Here is a 21,168-nt window from a genome sequence, read left to right on the forward strand (position 1 = left end):
TCTCAAATGTGAATGCCGTAACAAGAACGCTAACTCCGTAATCCCATCAAAAAGGGTATCGGAGAAAATAATTAAAATATCATAATTTTGAACTTATTAAAATAAAAAACAGTCAGTGTTAGGTGTCTTTGTTTATATTATTTTATTATTTTTGTTTTGATTAATGGTTTTTTTGTAGTGTTTAGTTCTGTTTTTTGTGTATTTATTGGTTTTAAGTTCTTTTGATATATTTGCGAGGGGGCTATTGCTGAGAAAAGGATTGAGTGCTTTAATATGTTCATATCGATTAGAATGATTCTAAAAAATTTAAAATAAACTCGTTGGTGTTAGCAGCTGTGCAATTGATAAGAAGCAATAAGAAAATAAAAATTCAAAGATACCTAAAACACATTTATGCAGATGGCTGAAGAGCAAAAATAGAACAGGAATCCAGGCATTATGCAAACCAATATCTTTGCGTTACATCAACAAGATTTGAATCTGAGGGTGATTGCTTTCGGCAAGCTCTGGGAGTTGACACCAGTTATAGAGCCTATCTGGAACATAGACTATTGTCTTAAGGGAATAGAACTTCTAACTCGAGTGCAAGAATGCAATGACGAGCATTTTTATCCGCCATGTGAATTTTTCAGTAGCATCACGCAGCCTGAGCTGACGCGTATCCTGACTTGGCAATTGGAGCTTCTAACTCTTCTGCGTCCATGGTGCGAAATGAAGAAGGTTTTAGTAAGCCTGAACCTTATCCGCATACAAGCTTTAGTCTTAATTTCTAGAACGGATCTAGCAGAGCAAGTGATCAACCTTTCTCCATGGTTGAGAATTGAAATAAGCGAGGACTTCGTAGCTTCTGGCGGTGTTAGAGCACCTGATCCGGTACTGGATGCTATTCATCTGCTTGCACCTCTGTGGATGGACGACTTCGGTGCAGGTGCAACTGGGCTTACATGGCTTACGAAGAGCCGTTTCGAGGTTGTTAAGCTTGATCGAGGGCTATTTAGTAAGCTAGCAACACTACCTGAGGGCATATCCTTTATGAGTGGATTGTCAGCGTTAGCCAATGCTATGGGCGTGAAAATAGTCGCAGAGGGAGTATCAGATAATTCGCTTATGGCTGTGGTTAAAGAGACACGTGCTGACGCATGCCAAGGTTTTCTCTGGCCTGCTATTCCTCTTAGAGAAATCGGCTCTCTGCCGGTGAGAATGCCTCAGGTACGGGTAGGAAATTCATAACATAAGTTTATTCATGTTAGGGCTTTATGTCATGGCATCATCAAGAGTCTTTTCCTCCTAATCTTACTTAGAGACTTTTATGTCTGAACTTAATTATTTGATTGTTAAACGAATTGAGCGGTGCTTAACTCTGAACGATGTAGACAATGCACATGAGTATATTTGCCGTTTAGTAAAGGTGAAAAACAGAAGAAACTACATAGACAAACTTGTAGAGAAAGAAATGATTATAAGAGAGCAAGAGGGTTCAAGTGACTAGTTAATTTTAGCAGGATTTTAATCCTTGAACATGAGAAAGATGTGAGTGCTAAAAAAAATCACCATAATTAATTCCCTATGCACTTTAGTATAGTTTGTATGTCATTTTCTATCTATATGATAAAAGTGAAATAGATTGAGCGAATTGTACCATTTGCATTGTTGTTTTTGGTGTGTTATTTGATAATAGAGAGTTTATGTTCCAAGTAAAAGTAATGGGTAGTTGCAGGACTAACAATTTTTACGACTTAGATGCCAGCAGAAAATATGCCGAAGCTTTCTCATCGGTTTTGCGGTATCTAGGCAGTGAAAGTATATATGCTATTTATACCAATTACGAGAGTGATTATAAAGGTGATTTCGATTATCTAACAGGAATTGAAGCTAAGTCATCCATAGGGAATGTAGCGTCTATTTTTACCCTCCCTGAGGGTAAATACAAGTGTTATTCTATTGAAAATAGTACCGATCTGCCAAATACGGTTGCAAAAACGTGGGCTAATGTTTGGAGTGATGAAGAATTAAGCTTGATTGAAAGAAAATATGAAGTTGATTATGAAATATATCAAAAAGACGGAAGTGTTGCGGTTTTTGTAGGGGTAAAGTAACTCCTGATAATATGCTCCACTGATCAAGAATATGGCATAATTCTAAGCCATTAATGCAGACGTATACCTTAAGCCGCGGCTGGGAAGTAAAATCTTAGGCCTTGCGCTCAGCGTTCTTATAAAGTGATTCGGCTACAGAAAGAGGAAAATAAAAAAGAAGACAGTGGAAAGCCAGAAAATTATGCAGCATAGACCTGCACCATATAAAGTGCTTAGTGTGCCGGAAATAGCAGTTTTACTCTGGAAACTGTTACTTCCGGCAGTTTAAGCCGGAAATTAATTCTGAACTAACATTTACAAGGATTATCACGATGAAATCAACAGTATTAGCAGTTTCTCTTGCATCAATTTTGACGTCTTTCGGTGTTTCAGCTGCAGGTCAGGGTGCAGGAGTTGTTAATTTCCATGGCTACGTAATTGATGCTCCATGCAGCATTGCCCCAGAATCTAAAGACCAGACTATCGAGTTCGGTGATATTACAAAGTCATTCTTGCAGAACGGAGGTAAATCCGAGCAGAAATTGACTATCAAGCTTATCAACTGTGATGCCGCGACCGCTGCGAAAGGCGTACAGGTGAACTTCGGTGGCGCTGTTGTGGGCGGAACTTCCACGGAACTGCTTACCGCTGGCACTACTAACACGGCAATTAAGCTCAATGGTTACGGCGAAGATGTCGTGTTTGGTACACCGACCAAGGCCGTCATGGTGGCTGACGGTGACACCTTCTTGGAGTACACGGCATCGCTGGTAAAGGCGAGTGGTGCTACTGTGGCAGAAGGTGAGTTCACCGCTGTATCTAACTTCACCATGACCTACCCATAAGGGATTGGCAGTGCCTCGACCAGTAATAACCACTCAGGGAGGAAGCCAGAAGATGAGAAAATCAGCCATTCCGAAACTGATGATAGTGTTCGCTGGATGTGTTCTGGCTTCACCATTAACCTTTCCGGTATCGGCCATGCCGTTTGAGGATTATTCTGGCGAGGCACATGCCAAGTGGGGAGGGCAGGCTAAATTCACGGGACATGTTATTGCGCCTGCCTGCTCGCTGAACATGGAAGATGCTTGGCAGTCCGTCGATATGGGCGAGACCCCAATTAGGGATTTGGTGCAGGGAATAGACGGACCGCAAAAGATCTTGAGGCTGCATCTAAGGGACTGTGAACTTGCAGGCGCCAGCCAAGATGTTTTTACTTTCAAGCGCATGCGGATAACCTTTGAGGGGTTGCGAGGGGAAACTCCTGAACGCTTTTCTGTCACCGGGCGTGCCAAGGGCATTGACCTGCAAATCTTGGACAGTACAGGGTTCGTGGCACGTGCGGGAAAGGTGATGCCAGCACTGGAGATATACGGCAATGAGCAGGCTCTAGACTACACCCTTCGCTTGGTTCGCAACACGGTACCTCTGAGCGCAGGAGATTATTATGCCGCTCTGCGTTTTAAAGTGGATTATGAATAATTATGGTACGTCTACGTCGGGACCTAAAATAATAGAAATGGGCAATCTTATGCCCTTTTTCATGCAGGTATAAGTAATACTTTTAACTGGTTACACTGTAATGAAACAAAAAATCAATAGCTCCTTTCTAGTCAGCAGAGTAACTGCAGCAGTCTTATTTATCCTTTACGTAGGACAGGGTGCAGCTGTTGACTTCAATACCGACGTACTGGATGCTGCAGACCGGAGTAATGTCGACTTTTCGCGTTTTTCCAGTGCTGGCTACGTCATGCCGGGCAAGTATCAGATGCAGGTGATGGTTAATGATCAGCCCATTTCACCGTCAGCAATGACGGTTGACGTTATAGAGCAGCCTGCCAGTGGGGAAAGTCAACCGCTGCCGAAGGCATGCCTTACGGCAGAGATAGTAGACAAAATGGGGCTAATCCCCACCGCACGGGAAAAAATTACTCTTTGGAACAAAGGTCTGTGCGCAGATTTTAGCGCATTGAAGGGCACCGAAATCCGCACTGACATTGCGTCTGGTGTCCTTCATGTAAACATGCCGCAGGCGTGGCTTGAGTATATCGATGCCACTTGGCTGCCGCCTTCACGCTGGGAAAACGGAATTTCTGGCCTGTTGTTTGACTACAACCTCAACGGCAACGCCAGTAAACCTACGCACGGCGATCAGACCCAGTCTCTGAGCTATCACGGTACCGTAGGCGCTAACGCCAGCGTTTGGCGCCTGCGCGCTGACTACCAAGGTAACCTCAAACACACCACTGGAAGTAATTACGGAACAACCAGTGAGTTCGACTGGAGGCGATTTTACATGTACCGGGCCATTCCTAGCCTGCAGTCAAAACTGACGGTCGGGGAAAACTACATAAACTCAGCGATTTTTGACACTTGGCGTTACACCGGGGCAAGCTTAGAGAGTGACGACCGGATGCTGCCTCCAAAGCTGCGCGGCTACGCACCACAGATCTCGGGTGTTGCTGACACCAATGCTCGGGTCGTGATTTCCCAGCAGGGGCGCATCCTGTATGACTCGACTGTGCCCGCGGGTCCCTTCACCATCCAGGACATCGACAGCAGCGTGCGCGGTACGCTGGATGTGGAGATCATCGAGCAGAACGGACTGAAAAAGACCTTTCAGGTGACCACCGCCTACGTACCGTATCTGACGCGCCCGGGCCAGATACGGTACAAACTGGTCAGCGGGCGCTCCCTCAGTCCGCAGCGACATGAGACTGAAGGGCCTGGGTTCGCCGGAGGGGAAATCTCTTGGGGTCTGACTAACAGCTGGTCACTTTACGGCGGTGCCACGATAGCCGGAGACTATAACGCCCTGGCTTTAGGCGTTGGCCATGATATGAATAAGTTCGGTACGTTATCGCTGGACCTGACGCAGTCTGCCTCCAGCCTCGGGGGAAGATACGGAACGCTTAAAGGCAAGTCATGGCGTGCAAGCTATTCCAAACGCTTTGATGAGGTCGACACTGACATCAACTTCGCCGGCTACCGCTTCTCGGAGAAGGATTACATGACTATGCAGCAGTACCTTGATGCACGTTACCGGGACGACTTCAGGAACAGGAATAAAGAGCTTTATACCTCAAGCCTAAACAAGAACTTTCCAGACCTGAATATGTCGGTCAGCCTGCAGTACAGCTACCAGACCTTCTGGGATCGTCCGGCGGATAACTACTACACCCTTTCAGTGAACCGTTACTTCGATGCCTTAGGTTTTCGTAATATCTCTGGCGGGCTTACTGCCTCGCGTTCAACGTTTGATGGAGCCCCCAATAACTCGCTGTTTCTACGCTTGTCGGTACCTTGGGGTGCTGGTAAGGCCAGCTATAGCGGCAATTTGAGTAATCACCGTTACAGTCAGAGCGTGGGCTACAGCGACACATTCAACAATGGGCTCGACAGCTATAACCTCAATGCCGGCTTAAACACTGGTGGGAAAAATCAGGATGATGGCGGGCAGTTTAACGCCTACTACAGCCACACTAGCCCGCTGGTCAATGTGTCCGTGAATGCCTCTTCGGTACAGAGCCAGTATTCCCAGGTCGGGATGAGCTTGAGCGGCGGAGCAACGATTACGGCGAAAGGTGCCGCTCTCCATGCGGGCGGGGGGAATGGCGGCACCCGTCTGCTAGTTGATACCGATGGCATAGCGGATGTCCCCGTCAATGGTGGCCGAGTTTCCACCAACCGCTGGGGTATCGGGGTGGTGACGGACATGAGCAGTTATTACCGAAGCACCACCTCGGTGGACCTTAACAGACTGCCGGACGACATGGAGGCCACCGGTTCGGTAGCGGAATCAGTACTGACCGAGGGGGCGATAGGCTATCGGATGTTCGATGTACTAAAAGGCGCGCGACTGTTTGCGGTGCTGCGTCTTGCCGACGGCAGCCATCCACCGTTCGGAGCTAGCGTGACGAACAGTAAGGGGCGTGAACTCGGTATGGTAGGTGACAGCGGTCTGGTATGGCTCTCCGGGGTTGTACCTGGGGAGAGTCTGAACGTAAGCTGGGATGCACGGGCACAGTGTGCTTTGGCTATGCCACAACACGTCACTACGGAACAGCAGCTGCTCCTGCCGTGTCACTCGGCGAAGGCTGCGCAGTAAATCATACCCCACCGACATGTGATCAGAGTGATAGCGGCGGGACAACAGCCACTGCTCCGGCAGGGCTAGATACATCTTAAGAGTAAAGATGACGGAGAAAATCACACAATGCTGAACCTGAGAGCGGCGATGAAACAGACGTTGATGGCGGTAGCTTGCCTGAGCGGCGCACACGGCGCACTAGCTGCCATATCCTTGGATCGTACTCGAGCCGTTTTTAACGGCGGCGAGAAATCTATGACGCTAAACGTTGCCAATGACAACAAACAACTGCCGTACCTTGCTCAAGCATGGATTGAGAATGCGCAGCAGGAAAAAATCACTTCCGGCCCGTTGTTAGTGACCCCGCCAGTGCAGCGTCTGGAGCCGGGAGCAAAGAGTAAGGTGCGCCTGAGCACCACGCCGGAAATCAGTACACTGCCGCAGGACCGGGAGTCGCTGTTCTACTTCAACCTGCGGGAAATCCCGCCTAAGAGCGAGAAGCCTAACACCCTGCAGATAGCGCTGCAGACCAAAATTAAGTTGTTTTACCGCCCTGCAGGTATAAAAGCACAGCCGAATGCAGTTTGGCAGGACCAGTTGGTGCTGTACAAAACCCCTGGAGGGTACCGTATTGAGAATCCTACGCCGTATTATGTGACAGTCATTGGACTCGGCGGCAGCGAAAAGGCGGCAAAGGAAGAAAAGTTTGAGACGGTTATGTTAGCTCCGAAGTCTGAGCAGACGGTGAAGGCTGGAAGTTACCATACGCCGTGGCTTAGCTGGATAGACGACTATGGCGGGCGCCCGGTCCTGCAGTTCAAGTGTTCCAGCGAGCGTTGTACGGCAGCGAAGAAGTCAGCCGGGTGACATGGAACCCCACAGACAACGCGAAACGGAAGCAGAACAATGAAAAGAGTGACCACTGCCATGGGGATGGCAATCCTGCTGCTGAGTACTGGAATAAACAGTGCAGTGCTGTATGCTGATGAGCTGCTGAGTGGTCAGCAGGAGTTTGTGGCTGATGAGGCACGGCAGCAGTGGTTTAATGGGCGGACGGGGGTGGTGCAGGTGCATGGTGCGCTGCTCAGTAGCCCGTGCACGCTGCGGACGAACAGCATTGAGCTGCCATTACCGGTCCTGCCAGGCGGTCATCGCGTGCTGAGTGTGGACCTGACGGGCTGTGGCTACGGAGATGTGTTGACATCAGCTCGGACACCGGCGGGCAGGAGCTCTTTCATAAAGGTAAGCGGAGCTCTGCAGCCGGGAGCTGTAGGAAAGCTGCTCCCTGCGCCCCTGCGGTTGCAGGTGCCACAGGCGATACTGCGCGGGGGGGATAACCGGATAACCTGGTACCTGAGCAATAAGCAGCAACTGTTAATGGTGAACTATACCAGCGCAGGCAGTTCGTCCGGCGTTCCCCTATTACTGAGGCTTGTTTATGAATGAGGATGAGGATATGCGCGGCATGTGGCTCTGTACGGGGCTGGTTTTACTTCAGGCGCTGGTAATTTTAGTCTTGTTTTTAGTGCTCAATACGGCACGGGCTGATGTGACATTCCAGGGAAATCTGCTGGACCGTCCATGCCGGGTTGATCCAGCTACGGGGACGCAGGATGTGGTATTCCTCGAGACTTCTCAAAAGACGTTCAACACGTATCCGGGGCGTGGATACACCGAGGACTTTCAGATCCGGTTGATTAACTGTTACGCGATGACGATCGGTAAAATAGTGCAGCTCACATTCCTGGGAGCCGAGGAGGCGAAGCTACCGGGGTATCTCGCTGTATCCGGTATCAACGCCGGCAATCTAGGCATTGGTCTAATCGATACGGACGGCAGCAGAATGCTGAAGCTTAATCATATCCACAACAATGGTACTGGCGACCAAGTAACTGGTACCGAGCTGACGCTGAAGTTTGGGGCATTTGTGCAGTCAACTCCGGACGCGATGGCAGGACGGCGCGTGGTTGCTGGCAACTACAGTGCCACTGCCACGTTTGAGTTGAATTACCATTAGGGACATATCAACGCAGGAGACAGTGTCTGAATGAGCAATATGAACATCCCGGCGGCAATGCTGATTCTGGCTATGCTGATGGCAGGGGCGAGCGGCACGGTACACGCGGTTACACCGGTGGAGTTTAAGGGCAACTTGGTCCTTCCTCTGTGCACTATCAATAACAATAACCCGGTGACGGTATCCTTTGATGACGTGGATATTCAGGCCATGCCGGTATCCGGGAGCCCGTATAACCAGCAGGATTTTCCGGTGAATATGTTCTGTCCGTATACTCTGGGAACACCGATGCTGACTGTGACATCTGCATCGGTCTATAACGCGCCGGGAGGTATTATAAATACCTCCAAAAGCAGTGAGGGCCTCGTGGTTTTCCTGCGCCAGAAGGGCGGTGGGCTGGTGCTTCCTTTGGGGTCCGCCACCGACGTCACCAGTTCCATTACCGGCACCGGTACTGACCTTACACTGACGCTGAATGCGGCTCTGGGTCAGATGAACGGAATGGACAAGCTTACGCCCGGACCATTTACTGCAACGGCGAACCTGCAGGTACAGTACCAGTAACACAGGAAAATAATACAATGGATGCGCATGTTAACAACGGGGGGCTGGAGTACAACGTCAGTCCTCCACTGCTGAGATTTACGCGAATGACGGAGAGAAAAAAGGTTAACCTGCTGCGTATGTCTGCATGCCTCTTGCTGACTGGCGGGGTGCTGCTGACGGGACGGGTAGCCTTGGCGGATGTGACGGTTAATATCATCGGAGAGATTGTGAATCCGCCCTGCGTGGTGAATAACGGCAATCCCATTGAAGTGGACTTCGAGGATATCTCGATAATTGATGTGTCGAATGCAAGGTATGAGAAGGTACTTTCTGTACCCGTCGCCTGCACATACTACCAAGGGGCAGCGTACGTGAAGGTTACAGGAACCATGCTGAGTGGTGCGGCAGGCAGCAATGTGCTTGCAACCAATATCAGTAACTTCGGTATTGCTCTGTACCAGGGGAGCGGCACGGTGACGCCGCTTAGACTCGGTGACGGTGCTACAGGTCTCGGTTACGCGATTACAAATGGGCTGACAGGCGGCGGAACGGCGAGTGAAAATTTCACATTCACGGCCAAACCCTATAAACAGGGCAGTTCTGTCCTGGGTACAGGTGCGTTCACTGCGTCTGCCAATATGAGCATCAGTTATCAGTAAAGGAACTCGTGGCGCAGCCATATTGAGCTTTATGATGATGAGTCTTTATATTACTATGCTAGCTCAATAATTCCCGTGGTAATTGTTTATTTTCCCGAAATATTTGCAAGCACATATTCATACCTGACAAGTAATTCCGGACCCTGCAGGGTTGTATAACCGCTGTCAGGACAGGCAATTTGCGGTATGAGCGTGAATAAAACTTTCCGGAAACAGAGATTAAGGTAAAATAAATGCGATTTAAAAAACTAAAGCTGTGTGCTGCTTTTATGGCACTGATAGTTCAGGAGCAGGCACTGGCATGGAATATGTATCAGATATGGTCCTCAGATGAAACTATGGCGGGCAATCTACAGTATTCCGGCCTTTCAGGCGGCGTCGCATCCACTCAGCTGACTTCAGTAGTCGTAGGCAATTCATCTCTGTCATATTGCTGGACAAGCTACCCTGTTGTCAGCAGTGTCAGATGGCAAACTAATAACGTAGCATCTTTGTTACCCAGGACTATCAACATCGGTGGTAAGACTGTTCCTTTAAATGTTTACGCACTAGGAAGAATAATTGCTTATAATAACAGTTTTTATTTAATCAGAGAAGACAACAACCCTGAAGATTTTGGAACAGCCAAAGGTGGTGGTTGTAATTCTATCGGTTCAACCTACTATGTGAATCGTCAGACGCAACCTCTAAGGATTGAATTAAAACTTCCTTCCGACCTGGCAGCAGGAAAGTACACAGGCTATTTCCAAACAGGAAATGCGCTTATAGCAAGTTACTCTAATGTTCAGGAAGGAGAAGGAGGAGATCACACGTCGGATAACAATGTATACAACTCTATGAAAAAGGCAGGTCTTGTTCCTTACGACATTGAGATCCTTGGTACATGTTCCGCCAGCCCTGCCTCTGTCACCATCGATCATACCACACTGAATCCGGCTACTGGCCCCGAAAATGAGAAAACTTCCGCAGTTACTGTTTTATGTAGCGATAACGCTAGGCTTAAGCTCAGCCTGCTGGCCAATAAGCCGTCCTCAGAAACTTATGCAGACGGAACTGGTGTTGACCTTGGCAATGGCTGGAATTCACTGCTGAAAGTTATTAACCCTGCCGATGGTTCACAGGGTAGCGCTATTGATATTTCTGCGCCTGCCAACACAGGTGTTAGTGTCACCCTGAGCTCCACTCTGAAAAAAACAGCTTCATCTGCTGCGGGAAGTCTTAATGGCAGCGCTGTGTTGCTCATGTATTTCAACTGAAATTCCTTAAGCCGTTACTTGATTTTGTTGGAAAACCTTACACTAAAATTACGTCCTTGTATCTTGAAAACGATTTACAATATCTACGTTTGGATTTGGCAACGCGTATGCAGCACGCTCCCTCCAAGAGTTTTAAGCCGTCGTTAAGCGAATGGCGCATACGCTGAGCCACTCCTCTGAAACCGACATCCGGAGCGGGAAGGTTTCTCACGGTATTGCCAGATTAGGATCGTCAGGTACTCACTGCGATGGCAGTGCCATGCCGTCAGTTGATTGCGATGTTGGTGGTCGAACGTAACCGTGTTTGCCTCTCGCACCCGCAGAACAGAAAAGGCCATCAAATCGCTGGAAGACGGGCTTGCCAAGCGCATCGCGGAACAGTTAGTGAAAATGATGAAAGAAAACTATATCGCGTTAATGCCAAAACCGGATTTGAGAACAGTACTGCAAAACCGTGCAGCAGCGTTAACGCATTATAATGAACACCACCCGCACTGCGCGCAGGGATATCACTCCCCAATTGATTACCGGCGGCAGCAAGCATCGTTAACTTAATATACAAAAGCTTTCCGGAGATGGCGTGTCAAGATCAATCTGCTGCGGCGAACTAGTAATGCATTAAGCGATGAAAGGTGTATTGAAATATAGGAGCCAAACCAGAGGTATTTTATTCAGAATACGTAACTGATTACACCTCTTATTTATTATTTTTACGAAACGCACTTTTATTTTTTATTCCACGTGTTTTTTATATTAGGATATCATATATGTTTGATATAAACAACAATCCGCTTGGCACTATTCTGGCTATAGGTGCCCATCCCGATGATATTGAACTGGGTTGTGGAGCCACGCTTTCGCGGCATGTAGCAGAAGGTATGCATGTGATTGCCGTCATCATGACAGCCGGTCACAGAGGCACATCCGAAGGACATGATCGTTTGCAGGAGACCCGGCTGGCGCTGGGCCATCTTGGGATTCGATCCGTACTTTGTCTCGAATACCCTGACACCCGTCTAGGGCAACAACTGGATAAGGTCATTGCCTCGCTGGAGTGGGTTATCCATCACAAGGTTCCTGCGGAAGCACCTCTCAGGCGGGTCTACACCATGTGCCGGAGCGATCGGCATCAGGATCATCGTGCAGTCTACGATGCCACCATTGTGGCCTGCCGTCCTGTCAGGCAGATCCTGAGCTACGAAACCCCGAGCTCCTGGGCCTCCTTTCAGCCAAATATTTACAGCGATATCACCGGAAAGCCTATGGAAAACAAACTGCGGGCTTTGCAGGAGCATCACAGCCAGAAACACCGCGATTATATGCATCCTGCACAGGTCAGCTCTGTGGCCCGGTTTCGCGGACAGCAGGCCGGCTGCGAACTTGGTGAAGCCTTTTCAGTTCATAAAATGGTGATCTGAATGAAAACCCTGATCTTTTTGATGATGTGCACTGCCGTGGTGGTGTGGATAGTCCTGACGCTGCGCCGTAAACCCAGTACACAGCTGGCCAGCATTGATGCGGTTATTCCGGCGTACAACGAGGGACCCTGTATTGCGGCCTCCCTAACGAACCTACTGAATAACCCTTATATAAGTATGGTTATATGCGTGAATGATGGATCCACGGATAACACGCCGGCCGTGCTGGATGCGCTGCATCGGGAATGGCCGAGCAAACTGGTGGTGGTTCACCAGAGTAATACCGGCAAGGGGGGGGCGTTGATGAATGGTTTAAGACGCGCCACCGCACGCCAGGTGTTTCTAACTGATGCTGACACACGGGTGCCGCCTGACAGCCGTGGACTTGGGTACATGCTGGCAGAGATTGAGCGCGGCATGGATGCAGTGGGCGGAATTCCCTCCTCCGATCTCCGAGGGGCTGGGTTGCTGCCCCATATCCGCGCCACCGTCAAAATGCCGATGATCATCATGAAACGGACCTTACAGCAGGTACTGGGCGGCGCCCCGTTCATTATCAGCGGGGCCTGCGGACTATTCCGGAAGGACGTGCTGCTGGCGCATCCCTTTTCCGATCGCACGAAGGTGGAAGATCTGGATCTGACCTGGACCCTGATCGCGAACGGTTACCGGGTAGGACAGTGTAACCGGTGTGTGGTGTATCCGCAGGAGTGCAACACTCTGCGGGAAGAGTGGAAACGCTGGCGCCGCTGGATTGCCGGATATGCGGTGTGCATGTGTCTGCACTGGCGCATGCTGCTGTCCCGGTTCGGATTTTTCAGCATCCTGCCCATGTTCTGGGTGGTGGTGCTGGGGATTGCAACCTACTCCCTGAGCTGGGGGCGGTCAATCCTTGCGGTTGATCCGGTGGGGGTGCTGTATGCGGTGTTTCCGCTGATATGGGTCGGAGTAGTGTGCAGCATTGCCACTTTCAGCGCAGTGTTCCACCGGGCTCCGGCTCTTGTGGTGCTGGCGCCATTCTCTGTTTTTTATGTACTGCTTTCCTACGCGATATGGGTGACTTATGGATTATCAAGCTTCTTTACCGGACGTGAACCCGTCCGAGACAAACCCACCCGCTATGCCGTGGTGGGCGATACTGACACATCGGAAGCCTGATGTGACGCGACTTGCAGCATTACCTGACGGGGGTGCAGGCTCGCTCAAAGGTGATATTGCCCCCACGGCCATTATCGATGAACGTTACGGCCCTGTCATTCTGGGAGATAACACTCGGGTGTGTCATGGAGCGGTTCTGGAAGGCCCCCTTGTGACGGGAAAAAACTGTCTGATTGGCAACAATGCGTTCATTCGGGGCGGGACTGTGCTGGGAAAGGGAGTTCGTATCGGGTTCAGTACTGAAGTGAAGGGGGCGGTTATCGGCGACCACACAACGATTGGCCCCCTGTGTTTCATTGCCGACAGCCTCATCGCTTGCCGCGTCTATCTTGGCGCGATGGTTCGGACCTCTAATCACCGTCTGGACGGGAAAAATGTCAGTGCGTTTCACAACGGTGTGCTGACTGACACGGGCCGGGAAAAACTGGGCTGCTTTATTGGCGAAGGTGCTTCCCTGGGCGTCCAAGTGGTCATTCTGCCTGGCAGGGAGATAGCGGCTGGTACCCAACTGGGGCCGGGCATTATTGTCGAACGGAACATGCCGGCCGGTCAGTACCGTTTACACCAGGAACTGCGGGGTACATCCCTGAATGGAGAACACAGATGAGAAAAGGCTGTTTATTACTTCTTGCCCTCCCCATGGCGCTGCCTGTTCAGGGGATGACACCGGACGGGCTGACGGTCGGGTATGACCATGCCGATTACAGTGCTGGGTACGGCACAAAAAAAGTTGTTTCTGCTGAGCTGAAATTGGTCTTCGACCGCGGCGCTGCCGTGATGAGTATGGCCCGCGGATACCGCGATTACGATCGTGGAGAGTCTTTTCAGGGAACCCGTGGGCGGGCGACCGTCTGGTATGACTGGAGCCCGCTGCTGTCTACCCGTACAGAGATCAGTCTCGGCGATAACAGTCCGGTTTTTGTACGCCGGGAAGTCCTTAATGATTTCAACCTGAAGCTTCTGAAGGGGACGGTGCTTACTGTGGGTGGGCGTCATGCCAGCTACTTCCACAATACGGAAGTGAATGCCTTTTCCGCAGGGGGCAGCTGGTACCACGGACCGTTTATTCTGGCTTACCGCTATACCACGTATGACACCGTGGGGGCGGGGAGCAGTTACAGCCATCTAGCCAGCATGCGGATGCGTGACAGCCAGGGGGACGGATATACGCAGCTTTTCGCCAGCATGGGCACAGGGGCGTATACCTACGACTGGTCCCCGACGGTCAGAAGCGGGAAGCTGCACAGCCTCAGCCTGAAACGGGTTCAGCCGCTGACGGAGAACGTCTCCCTGAACCTGATTTTCGGAAAGCAATGGTACGAAACGCCTGCGGCCAGCTACAGCGGTCTCAGCGGCCAGCTGGCCGTGACCTGGCGCTGGTAAACGGCATAGCAGGAAGGGAACGTCCTGGCATCAGGGGGTTCCTTTATTTTATGTAGCTGTTAGCGGGTCCGTTTAAATCATAAAAGGAAAGTAACCGGATAGAGATTTTCCTGTTCTGATGAATGAATCGCCAATGGTTTAACATACACCTCGGAGTCATTTAAGATGACTTAATAGAAGTGCCCATGAGTGGTAAACGTTATCCCTAAGAGTTTAAAATTGAAGCAGTCAAACAGGCTATTGATCGCGGTCATTCTGTTTCCAGCGTTGCAACACGTCTCGATATCACCACCCACAGCCTTTACGCCTGGATAAAGAAGTACGGTCCGGACTCATCCACTAATAAAGAACAGTCAGATGCTCAGACCGAGATCCGCCGACTCCAGAAGGAGCTGAAGCGGGTTACTGACGAACAGGACATATTAAAAAAAGCCGCGGCGTACTTCGCAAAGCTGTCCGACTGAGGTACGCCTTTATTCGTGACAATGCCCGTTGCTGGCCTGTTCGTCTGCTTTGCAGGGGGCTTGATGTTCATCCCAGTTGCTTTTACGCGTGGTTTAAGCAACCTTCTCAGTAAACTTCCAGCGAGGGCCGTCTGGTCATAAACTGATGCATCCGACAAAGTGGTGTCCACCAAATAAGTAGTGGGAACCAAAGTGTCAGATATGCAGAAAAATATGACTCCCGGCAGGCGTAAAGGCTGCCCTAATTATTCTCCTGAGTTTAAGCAGCAGCTCGTTGCTGCCTCCTGCGAACCCGGGATATCCATCTCTAAACTGGCGCTCGAAAATGGCATTAACGCCAATCTGCTATTTAAATGGCGCCAGCAGTGGCGGGAGGGAAAACTGCTATTACCTTCTTCAGAGAGTCCTCAGCTACTTCCTGTGACTCTCGATGCCACCGCAGTACAGCCAGCCGCCTGCTGAGGACCCAGAGGCTCTCAGTATCAGCTGTGAGGTAACGTTCCGGCACGGGACGCTTCGCCTCAACGGAACTGTCAGCGAAAAACTCCTGACTCTGCTGATAGAGGAACTGAAGGAATGATCCCGTTACCTTCCGGGACAAAAATCTGGCTGGTCGCCGGTATTACTGATATGCGCAACGGCTTCAACGGCTTGGCCGCAAAGGTGCAGACTGCACTGAAAGACGATTCGATGTCCGGCCACGTCTTCATCTTCCGGGGCCGCAGTGGCAGTCAGGTCAAACTGCTGTGGTCCACCGGCGACGGGCTGTGCCTGCTTACAAAACAGCTGGAACGTGGCCGCTTCGCCTGGCCGTCAGCCCGTGATGGAAAAGTGTTCCTGACACTGGCGCAGCTGGCGATGTTGCTGGAAGGCATCGACTGGCGGCAGCCTAAGCGGTTGCTGACCTCCCTGACCATGCTGTAGCTCTCTTTATCCTGGTTGTTGCAGCATAAGCCTGGTAAAATACGAGCTTATGGACGACTCCTCTTCTGACAATATCCTTCAGTTGAAACAAGGCCTTGCCTAAAAGGAAGCGCTGAACCGCGCCCTGCTGGAAAAGCTGGCCGACCGGGAGCGCGAAATATACCACCTGCAGGCACAGCTGGATAAGCTCCGCCGGATGAACTTCGGCAGCTGTTCCGAAAAGGTATCCCGCCGCATCGTAGAGATGGAAGCTGACCTGAACCGTCTTCAGACAGAAAGCGATACGCTGACTGGCAGGGTGGATGACCCGGCCGTGCAACGCCCGTTACGTCAGACCCGCGCCCGCAAACCGTTCCCTGAAGAACTTCCCCGTGACGAAAAGCGGCTGCAGCCTACAGAGTCGTGCTGCCCGGACTGCGGCGGTGCGCTGAGCTACCTGGGTGAAGATACCGCCGAACAGCTGGAACTGATGCGCAGAGCCTTCCGGGTTATCCGGACCGTACGTGAAAAGCATGCCTGTACTCAGTGCGATGCCATAGTGCAGGCCCCCGTGCTGACCTCAAAGTATGCAGATCACACCCCGCTTTACCGCCAGTCTGAAATATACAGCCGCCAGGGTGTGGAGCCGAGCCGTTACTGCTGTCAGGCTGGGTGGATCCGTGTTGCAGACTACTGTCGCCGCTGGAAGAGGTGCTTCAGGACTATGTGCTGACTGACGGCAAGTTCCATGCTGATGACAGTGTGACACGAAGGACGGAACCGGGAAGGCTCTGTCCATGCTGTGTCTGAGATTGAAGATGGCCTTCCGTATTCGCCTTACAGGAGGAGGATACAAACCACCTCAGACTGTTGTGGTAAAGAGCCACAGCAGGAAGCGCTGGGGAGAAGGCGGCAAGAAGCCGTCAGGTAGGAGCAGAGAAGATGAACGCGAGTGAACCACTGGACAAGTGTAGTTACGTGTAAGCGTTGTCAAAACCGGGTTCTTGTCGATACACCGGGATAAGAATGGTTGAAACCTGTTTACTGACCATCCTGCAACCGGCATTGAGGTGGCATGATTTCTGCTCAGGCTCAGATACGGAACGTGTGAAAAAACCTCGCCCAGTAGTGAGCTCCGGTGCATTCCTCCATCCCGATAACACAAGGAGGTAAACCCGCAATCAACTCAGAAAGCGCAGCATGTTATACTTTGGGCTTAATCAGAGCCGTTTTACCATTCTGAGCGCCTCAGTGAACAGCGAACACGTTTTAGCAAGAACGATACTGTCATCTTTTCCAGCATCAGGAATGCCGTCACTGTTCACTGCTTTATCGGGGGTGGCCTGGCAGTACATTTTATTGAGCGAGCACTATACCTTCCAGAGCAACAATGAAATTATAGAGCTGGATGCACTGGTTTAGGGGCTGAAGCTGAAGTAACGGGAAATCGGGGGGGGCCGTCGCAGCACCTGCAAATCATATGATTTATTTATAAGTTTGTTTGCTTACTGATTTTGTGTGTGATAATTTTAAATTACTTATTATATAATTCTTTTATGTTATTCATATTTTAATTTTTGTTTAATGCTGTGCTTATCTTGTGTTTTCCCATTTTCATGGAAATTGGTTCAGCTCCCATTCTGTATAGTTTTATGTATCATTTTCTTGTTTTCTTATCTTTTCACGATATGCTAAATTTGATTTCTGATTTATTAGTATATAAATCGTGAATTTTATTTTGATATGTATCAATTTCCAGCGTTACATGACATCTCAGCAATCGGTATGTTCAATGCAAGACAAACAGGTTAACAAACACAATAAAAAGTTTCAGGAGCAAAAATACCTTATGGACAATAAAAATGGGTGTAATTACCGTCATCTAATGGGACTTGATTTCAAATCTTTACTTGCTTTTATCGCCGTTATAGAAACGGGGAATTTGTACAGTGCTTCTTTATTGCTGGGATGCTCGCAACCTGCTATAAGCATTTATCTCAAAAGAGTGCGTCAGTATTTCGATAAACCACTTTTTACCCGTGAGGGGCGAAGCCTTGACCCTACAGAGTATGCGTTAGAACTCAGTAAACAACTGAAGGATTGTTTTATCACATTCGATGTTGCAACCAATAACCAAGCAAAGGTAAAGACTGAAACATCTTCAGATCTGACGCCTTAAGCAGGTTCCCTTTCCCCGGCAGAAGGTTTTCTTCGGCAAAGACCATCACGATAACAGAGTATTTCTTTCCGTAGCGGTAATACAGTTCGACGGTCCGGAATGCATAAATAAACTCCTGAAGGTCTAGGAAATCTTCCGCATTCCCGGTGAATTGAGGATACTGGTTAAGCTAGCGGCCGTAAGTCCGCAGGGTGCAGAAGATGTCGATCTCCACGCCCAGTTTGTGGGCTCAGCGAAGCATGGCGTGGGTGGCAGCGCGGAACAGGGTGTTGAGGGCCAGTTGTTGTTAAAGAAGGGCCAGAGCAAGTGGGGCATGGTAAAGGTGATATACTGCCAGTCGCAGTCGGGCGGAATGTGGTTCTGCTTTGACACCCACTGGTATGTAGCTTTGAAGCCGCAGGATCTGCATGTTTTTGAGTTGCTGCTCTGGCAGGAAAACGTGAGTGAGAGCAGTCTAGCATACGCAGCGGTAGCGTCGAATGCTCAGGCTTTCGGTACCGCAGGTGAGCAGAGGTGCGTCCCAACATCGGCGTCTGGCCACAGCACATTTTCCCCTTATGGGTTAGCTAATTATTATAGTGAGCCAGCCATTCATCAAGATCCGATTGTAATGTATCAAGATCACCATATAACTTTTTGCGGAACGTTACCTGATAAAATTCGTTCAGTATCGTTTTATGGAACCGCTCGCAGATGCCGTTGTTCTGCGGGGACATCGCCTTCGCTTTCTTGTGTTCGATGTCATTTATCGCCAGATATAGCTGATAATTATGCTGCCTCACTTTACTGCAATACATACGGCAGTACGCAGCCCGGAAAGCAACGGGATGGCGGAAAGCTTTGTGAAAACGATGAAGCGCGACTACATCAGCATCATGCCGAAGCCCGACGGGTTAACAGCGGTAAAGAACCTTGCGGAGGCCTTCGAACATTAACCCGCATAGTGCACTGGGGTATCGTTCGCCACGGGAATATCTGCGGCGGCGAACCAGTAATGGGTTAAGCGATAAAAAGTGTATGAAAATATAGGGGCCAATCAATCGGCTATCTCATGAGCGATTTCATCGATTGTATGAGTTGCCATACTATGAGCAACTTTGTCTGCTAATGATGGGCTAAAATCGACAACTCGTATCTGCTGATTATCATGAGTACATTACCAGCCGTATGACCCTGCTTCAATCCTGACTTGAAGAGGTCAATTCCATGGCCGCCCTTGGTGAGCTGCCCGATGTGGAAATATCTGACACGAGAGTAAAAGTCTCTCCGCTGGATAACTGCGTCCCGGTGCAGCTCTCACCGCTGGCAGAGCTGGTTTACAGCATGCTACCGCGCCCTAAAATCATGGGAATTCTCGATGAGGTAAACAGCTGGACGACGTTTACCCGACATTTTCGAATATAGAAAATGACATTACCCCTCCCGATACTCGCCTATTCCTCACCACCATCCTTACGGATGGCATCAATCTCGGTCTGACCAAAATGGCGGAAGCCAGCCCCGGAATCACCAAATCATCACAGGAAGATGTCCAGGCATGGTATATCTGCTACGAAACCCATTACCTGGACGTCAGTTTTATACCCATATATCAGATCCATACAGCCCGTTTTACACCTGTATAATCAGTCGGGTCAGGGATTCAACCCATGTGCTAGATGGCTTGCTGTACCACGGAAGTGACCTGGAAATCAGGGAAGATTACACCGATACCGCAGGTTTCACTGATTTGAGAAGCCTGCGCGGATCCACACCCACTATCTTGTTCACTTCGTATCTTGACATGTTGTTAAATTCATATCATATCCAGGCGGTCACGCGCCGTACGCAGGCGCGCTTCGCCGCGGCGATCGTACTGTTGGGTGGTGGTGACGCTGGCATGACCCATCGCATCCTTTACCGTGATTAAATCCTCGCCGTTATCCAGCATGGCCGTGGCAAAGGTTCGCCGCAGGTCGTGCGGCGCGCATTTTGCAATTCCCGCCTGGCGCTGGCGCACCTGCAGGACATGGTACACCGCCTGATCGGTCAGCCGGGCATTTGTAAGGGTGTCAAAGCGGCGGATACGGGTGAACAGTGGTCCGTCTTTTTCTCCCCGCACGTCATCGATCCACGCCCTGAGCCGCTGCCAGGTACCGGCCGGCATGAAGGCCAGCCGTTCCTTGTTGCCCTTACCCAGCACCCGGAGTGCCTGGTCATCTGTGACAACGTCACGCAAATCCAGCTCCACGGCCTCCGAGCGGCGCAGGCCGCAGCCCAGAATGACGGCCAGCATCGCCGCATCGCGTACCCCGATGCTGGAGTCATCGGCCTCGCAGGCTGTAAACAGCGAACGGATCTCCGCTGGCGGCAGGGCCCGGCCGCGCGGCAGGCGGCTGCCCCTCAGGTTACGCACCGCCCGGATGTGCTGGAAACTCTCGACGTTCATCAGCCTGAGCATCCAGGCTTCCTTCGCCACGCCCTTCAGCGCTGAAAGATAAGTGTTGATGGTGGCCGTTGCCCGGCCGGTGTCGCGCAGTAGTTCTGTGACGGCCATTATGTGATGGCGCCGAAGGCCGCCCCAGCAGCAGGACTCCAGGGAAGCGGCGCCGAGCATGCCGGCGACGATGCTGAGGAACGAGGCCATGGTCTGCCTGCTGCGGGGCGAGTTCAGCGAAAGCAGGTAGGCCCGGGCGGGACTGACCGGAGCGTTCTCACCGGACAGCGCCGGCATGAATTCCTCACCGGGTGTCATGACGGTTGCGGGCAGACTCAGCTCCGGTTCGTCGTCGGGCATCAGGATCATGTCAGGCTCCGTCCTGGCCGGAAAGGGACCGGCGCGCTGCGTGAAAATCGGGGTAAATGATAGCGTCAGAGCGTACCGCAGAGAGTCTACTTTTTCAAACGTACATTTTAATAAGTAGAATTGCTGACCTGCTCCCCGTTGATTAATACACCCCGATGTTAGTAATGTCTTCATAAGCCACATGAGGACATCCCCATGAAGAAGCGTTTTTCCGACGAACAGATCATCCGTATTC

The 21,168-nt window shown here is 50.5% G+C and carries 19 protein-coding genes and 8 pseudogenes; 24 read left to right on the forward strand and 3 right to left on the reverse strand.

Translation table 11 applies throughout. The features are described from left to right. Positions 1–438 precede the first annotated feature (438 nt). From USG84_RS23535 to USG84_RS23630, 21 genes and pseudogenes are all read left to right on the forward strand, one after another. A complete protein-coding gene (locus USG84_RS23535; RefSeq protein WP_151413107.1) occupies positions 439–1,230 on the forward strand; it encodes an EAL domain-containing protein in 792 nt (263 codons plus the stop codon). A 455-nt stretch (positions 1,231–1,685) separates the two neighbouring features. Beyond that, complete coding sequence (locus USG84_RS23540) at positions 1,686–2,096, forward strand: GyrI-like domain-containing protein (protein WP_151413108.1); 411 nt, start codon at positions 1,686–1,688, stop codon at positions 2,094–2,096. A gap of 311 nt (positions 2,097–2,407) precedes the next feature. Continuing rightward, positions 2,408–2,920, forward strand: coding sequence for a fimbrial protein (locus USG84_RS23545; protein ID WP_151413109.1), 513 nt, complete (start codon positions 2,408–2,410; stop codon positions 2,918–2,920). A 52-nt stretch (positions 2,921–2,972) separates the two neighbouring features. Next, positions 2,973–3,557 (forward strand): fimbrial protein, encoded by a 585-nt coding sequence (locus tag USG84_RS23550; RefSeq protein WP_253543581.1) that lies wholly within the window; start codon positions 2,973–2,975, stop codon positions 3,555–3,557. Between the two features lie 100 nt (positions 3,558–3,657). Further along, positions 3,658–6,183, forward strand: coding sequence for a fimbria/pilus outer membrane usher protein (locus USG84_RS23555; protein ID WP_253543580.1), 2,526 nt, complete (start codon positions 3,658–3,660; stop codon positions 6,181–6,183). 108 nt (positions 6,184–6,291) lie between these two features. After that, positions 6,292–7,032: a molecular chaperone gene (locus tag USG84_RS23560; RefSeq protein WP_194401929.1), complete on the forward strand. Its 741-nt coding sequence runs from the start codon at positions 6,292–6,294 to the stop codon at positions 7,030–7,032. A 39-nt stretch (positions 7,033–7,071) separates the two neighbouring features. After that, the gene (locus USG84_RS23565) at positions 7,072–7,611 is read left to right on the forward strand and encodes a pilus-assembly fibrillin subunit (protein ID WP_151413110.1); all 540 of its coding nucleotides are present in this window, start codon (positions 7,072–7,074) and stop codon (positions 7,609–7,611) included. Further along, positions 7,604–8,182, forward strand: a complete 579-nt coding sequence (locus USG84_RS23570) for a fimbrial protein (RefSeq protein ID WP_253543579.1) — start codon at positions 7,604–7,606, stop codon at positions 8,180–8,182. The genes USG84_RS23565 and USG84_RS23570 overlap by 8 nt, the downstream gene beginning before the upstream one ends. Before the next feature lie 30 nt (positions 8,183–8,212). Then, entirely contained in the window at positions 8,213–8,746 is a 534-nt protein-coding gene (locus USG84_RS23575) for a fimbrial protein (RefSeq protein WP_151413111.1), read from the forward strand. 17 nt (positions 8,747–8,763) lie between these two features. Further along, on the forward strand, positions 8,764–9,387 hold the full coding sequence (locus tag USG84_RS23580; protein ID WP_241739845.1) for a fimbrial protein: 624 nt from the start codon (positions 8,764–8,766) through the stop codon (positions 9,385–9,387). Positions 9,388–9,620: 233 nt separating this feature from the next. Then, positions 9,621–10,643 (forward strand): PapG chaperone-binding domain-containing protein, encoded by a 1,023-nt coding sequence (locus USG84_RS23585; RefSeq protein WP_320738470.1) that lies wholly within the window; start codon positions 9,621–9,623, stop codon positions 10,641–10,643. Between the two features lie 180 nt (positions 10,644–10,823). After that, positions 10,824–10,975, forward strand: a pseudogene (locus tag USG84_RS24135) (IS110 family transposase); the annotation flags it as partial. Between the two features lie 37 nt (positions 10,976–11,012). Further along, positions 11,013–11,198, forward strand: a pseudogene (locus USG84_RS23590) (integrase core domain-containing protein); the annotation flags it as partial. Between the two features lie 212 nt (positions 11,199–11,410). Further along, a complete protein-coding gene (locus USG84_RS23595; protein ID WP_151413114.1) occupies positions 11,411–12,061 on the forward strand; it encodes a PIG-L deacetylase family protein in 651 nt (216 codons plus the stop codon). Further along, a complete protein-coding gene (locus tag USG84_RS23600; RefSeq protein ID WP_253543578.1) occupies positions 12,062–13,219 on the forward strand; it encodes a glycosyltransferase in 1,158 nt (385 codons plus the stop codon). It begins immediately after the preceding gene. Between the two features lie 55 nt (positions 13,220–13,274). After that, a complete protein-coding gene (locus tag USG84_RS23605) occupies positions 13,275–13,826 on the forward strand; it encodes an acetyltransferase (protein WP_302233236.1) in 552 nt (183 codons plus the stop codon). Further along, complete coding sequence (locus USG84_RS23610; protein ID WP_151413116.1) at positions 13,823–14,602, forward strand: YaiO family outer membrane beta-barrel protein; 780 nt, start codon at positions 13,823–13,825, stop codon at positions 14,600–14,602. Before USG84_RS23605 ends, USG84_RS23610 begins: the two co-directional genes overlap by 4 nt. Before the next feature lie 218 nt (positions 14,603–14,820). Continuing rightward, a pseudogene (locus tag USG84_RS23615) lies at positions 14,821–15,158 on the forward strand (transposase); the annotation flags it as partial. A 109-nt stretch (positions 15,159–15,267) separates the two neighbouring features. After that, positions 15,268–15,528 (forward strand): IS66-like element accessory protein TnpA, encoded by a 261-nt coding sequence (gene tnpA, locus USG84_RS23620; RefSeq protein ID WP_194426013.1) that lies wholly within the window; start codon positions 15,268–15,270, stop codon positions 15,526–15,528. A gap of 114 nt (positions 15,529–15,642) precedes the next feature. Beyond that, complete coding sequence (gene tnpB / locus USG84_RS23625) at positions 15,643–15,990, forward strand: IS66 family insertion sequence element accessory protein TnpB (RefSeq protein ID WP_151413118.1); 348 nt, start codon at positions 15,643–15,645, stop codon at positions 15,988–15,990. A gap of 49 nt (positions 15,991–16,039) precedes the next feature. Further along, positions 16,040–16,761, forward strand: a pseudogene (locus USG84_RS23630) (IS66 family transposase); the annotation flags it as partial. A gap of 309 nt (positions 16,762–17,070) precedes the next feature. Here the strand turns inward: USG84_RS23630 and USG84_RS23635 are convergent. After that, a pseudogene (locus USG84_RS23635) lies at positions 17,071–17,235 on the reverse strand (IS110 family transposase); the annotation flags it as partial. A 526-nt stretch (positions 17,236–17,761) separates the two neighbouring features. On the opposite strand from USG84_RS23635, the gene USG84_RS23640 reads away from it, so the two are divergent. Next, positions 17,762–18,148, forward strand: coding sequence for a helix-turn-helix domain-containing protein (locus USG84_RS23640; RefSeq protein WP_194386903.1), 387 nt, complete (start codon positions 17,762–17,764; stop codon positions 18,146–18,148). A 569-nt stretch (positions 18,149–18,717) separates the two neighbouring features. Here USG84_RS23640 and USG84_RS23645 read toward each other — a convergent pair. Then, positions 18,718–18,942 (reverse strand): annotated as a pseudogene (locus tag USG84_RS23645) (integrase core domain-containing protein); the annotation flags it as partial. A 3-nt stretch (positions 18,943–18,945) separates the two neighbouring features. On the opposite strand from USG84_RS23645, the pseudogene USG84_RS23650 reads away from it, so the two are divergent. Continuing rightward, positions 18,946–19,177, forward strand: a pseudogene (locus USG84_RS23650) (integrase core domain-containing protein); the annotation flags it as partial. Between the two features lie 102 nt (positions 19,178–19,279). Then, a pseudogene (locus tag USG84_RS23655) lies at positions 19,280–19,877 on the forward strand (Tn3 family transposase); the annotation flags it as partial. A gap of 66 nt (positions 19,878–19,943) precedes the next feature. Here the strand turns inward: USG84_RS23655 and USG84_RS23660 are convergent. After that, complete coding sequence (locus USG84_RS23660) at positions 19,944–20,933, reverse strand: tyrosine-type recombinase/integrase (RefSeq protein ID WP_194401926.1); 990 nt, start codon at positions 20,931–20,933, stop codon at positions 19,944–19,946. Positions 20,934–21,168: the final 235 nt, after the last annotated feature.

This window comes from Enterobacter sp. 168J2 (assembly GCF_034107265.1).
GTDB classification, from domain to species: domain Bacteria; phylum Pseudomonadota; class Gammaproteobacteria; order Enterobacterales; family Enterobacteriaceae; genus Enterobacter; species Enterobacter nematophilus.

Coding starts and splice junctions, on each gene's coding strand:
- USG84_RS23575 (WP_151413111.1), top strand. CDS start 8,213: ATGAGCAATATGAACATCCCGGCGGCAATGCTGATTCTGGCTATGCTG.
- USG84_RS23585 (WP_320738470.1), top strand. CDS start 9,621: ATGCGATTTAAAAAACTAAAGCTGTGTGCTGCTTTTATGGCACTGATA.
- USG84_RS23535 (WP_151413107.1), top strand. CDS start 439: ATGCAAACCAATATCTTTGCGTTACATCAACAAGATTTGAATCTGAGG.
- USG84_RS23545 (WP_151413109.1), top strand. CDS start 2,408: ATGAAATCAACAGTATTAGCAGTTTCTCTTGCATCAATTTTGACGTCT.
- USG84_RS23570 (WP_253543579.1), top strand. CDS start 7,604: ATGAATGAGGATGAGGATATGCGCGGCATGTGGCTCTGTACGGGGCTG.
- USG84_RS23540 (WP_151413108.1), top strand. CDS start 1,686: ATGTTCCAAGTAAAAGTAATGGGTAGTTGCAGGACTAACAATTTTTAC.
- USG84_RS23660 (WP_194401926.1), bottom strand. CDS start 20,933: ATGATCCTGATGCCCGACGACGAACCGGAGCTGAGTCTGCCCGCAACC.
- USG84_RS23560 (WP_194401929.1), top strand. CDS start 6,292: ATGCTGAACCTGAGAGCGGCGATGAAACAGACGTTGATGGCGGTAGCT.
- USG84_RS23595 (WP_151413114.1), top strand. CDS start 11,411: ATGTTTGATATAAACAACAATCCGCTTGGCACTATTCTGGCTATAGGT.
- USG84_RS23555 (WP_253543580.1), top strand. CDS start 3,658: ATGAAACAAAAAATCAATAGCTCCTTTCTAGTCAGCAGAGTAACTGCA.
- USG84_RS23565 (WP_151413110.1), top strand. CDS start 7,072: ATGAAAAGAGTGACCACTGCCATGGGGATGGCAATCCTGCTGCTGAGT.
- USG84_RS23610 (WP_151413116.1), top strand. CDS start 13,823: ATGAGAAAAGGCTGTTTATTACTTCTTGCCCTCCCCATGGCGCTGCCT.
- USG84_RS23550 (WP_253543581.1), top strand. CDS start 2,973: ATGAGAAAATCAGCCATTCCGAAACTGATGATAGTGTTCGCTGGATGT.
- tnpA (WP_194426013.1), top strand. CDS start 15,268: ATGCAGAAAAATATGACTCCCGGCAGGCGTAAAGGCTGCCCTAATTAT.
- USG84_RS23600 (WP_253543578.1), top strand. CDS start 12,062: ATGAAAACCCTGATCTTTTTGATGATGTGCACTGCCGTGGTGGTGTGG.
- USG84_RS23580 (WP_241739845.1), top strand. CDS start 8,764: ATGGATGCGCATGTTAACAACGGGGGGCTGGAGTACAACGTCAGTCCT.
- USG84_RS23640 (WP_194386903.1), top strand. CDS start 17,762: ATGCAAGACAAACAGGTTAACAAACACAATAAAAAGTTTCAGGAGCAA.
- tnpB (WP_151413118.1), top strand. CDS start 15,643: ATGATCCCGTTACCTTCCGGGACAAAAATCTGGCTGGTCGCCGGTATT.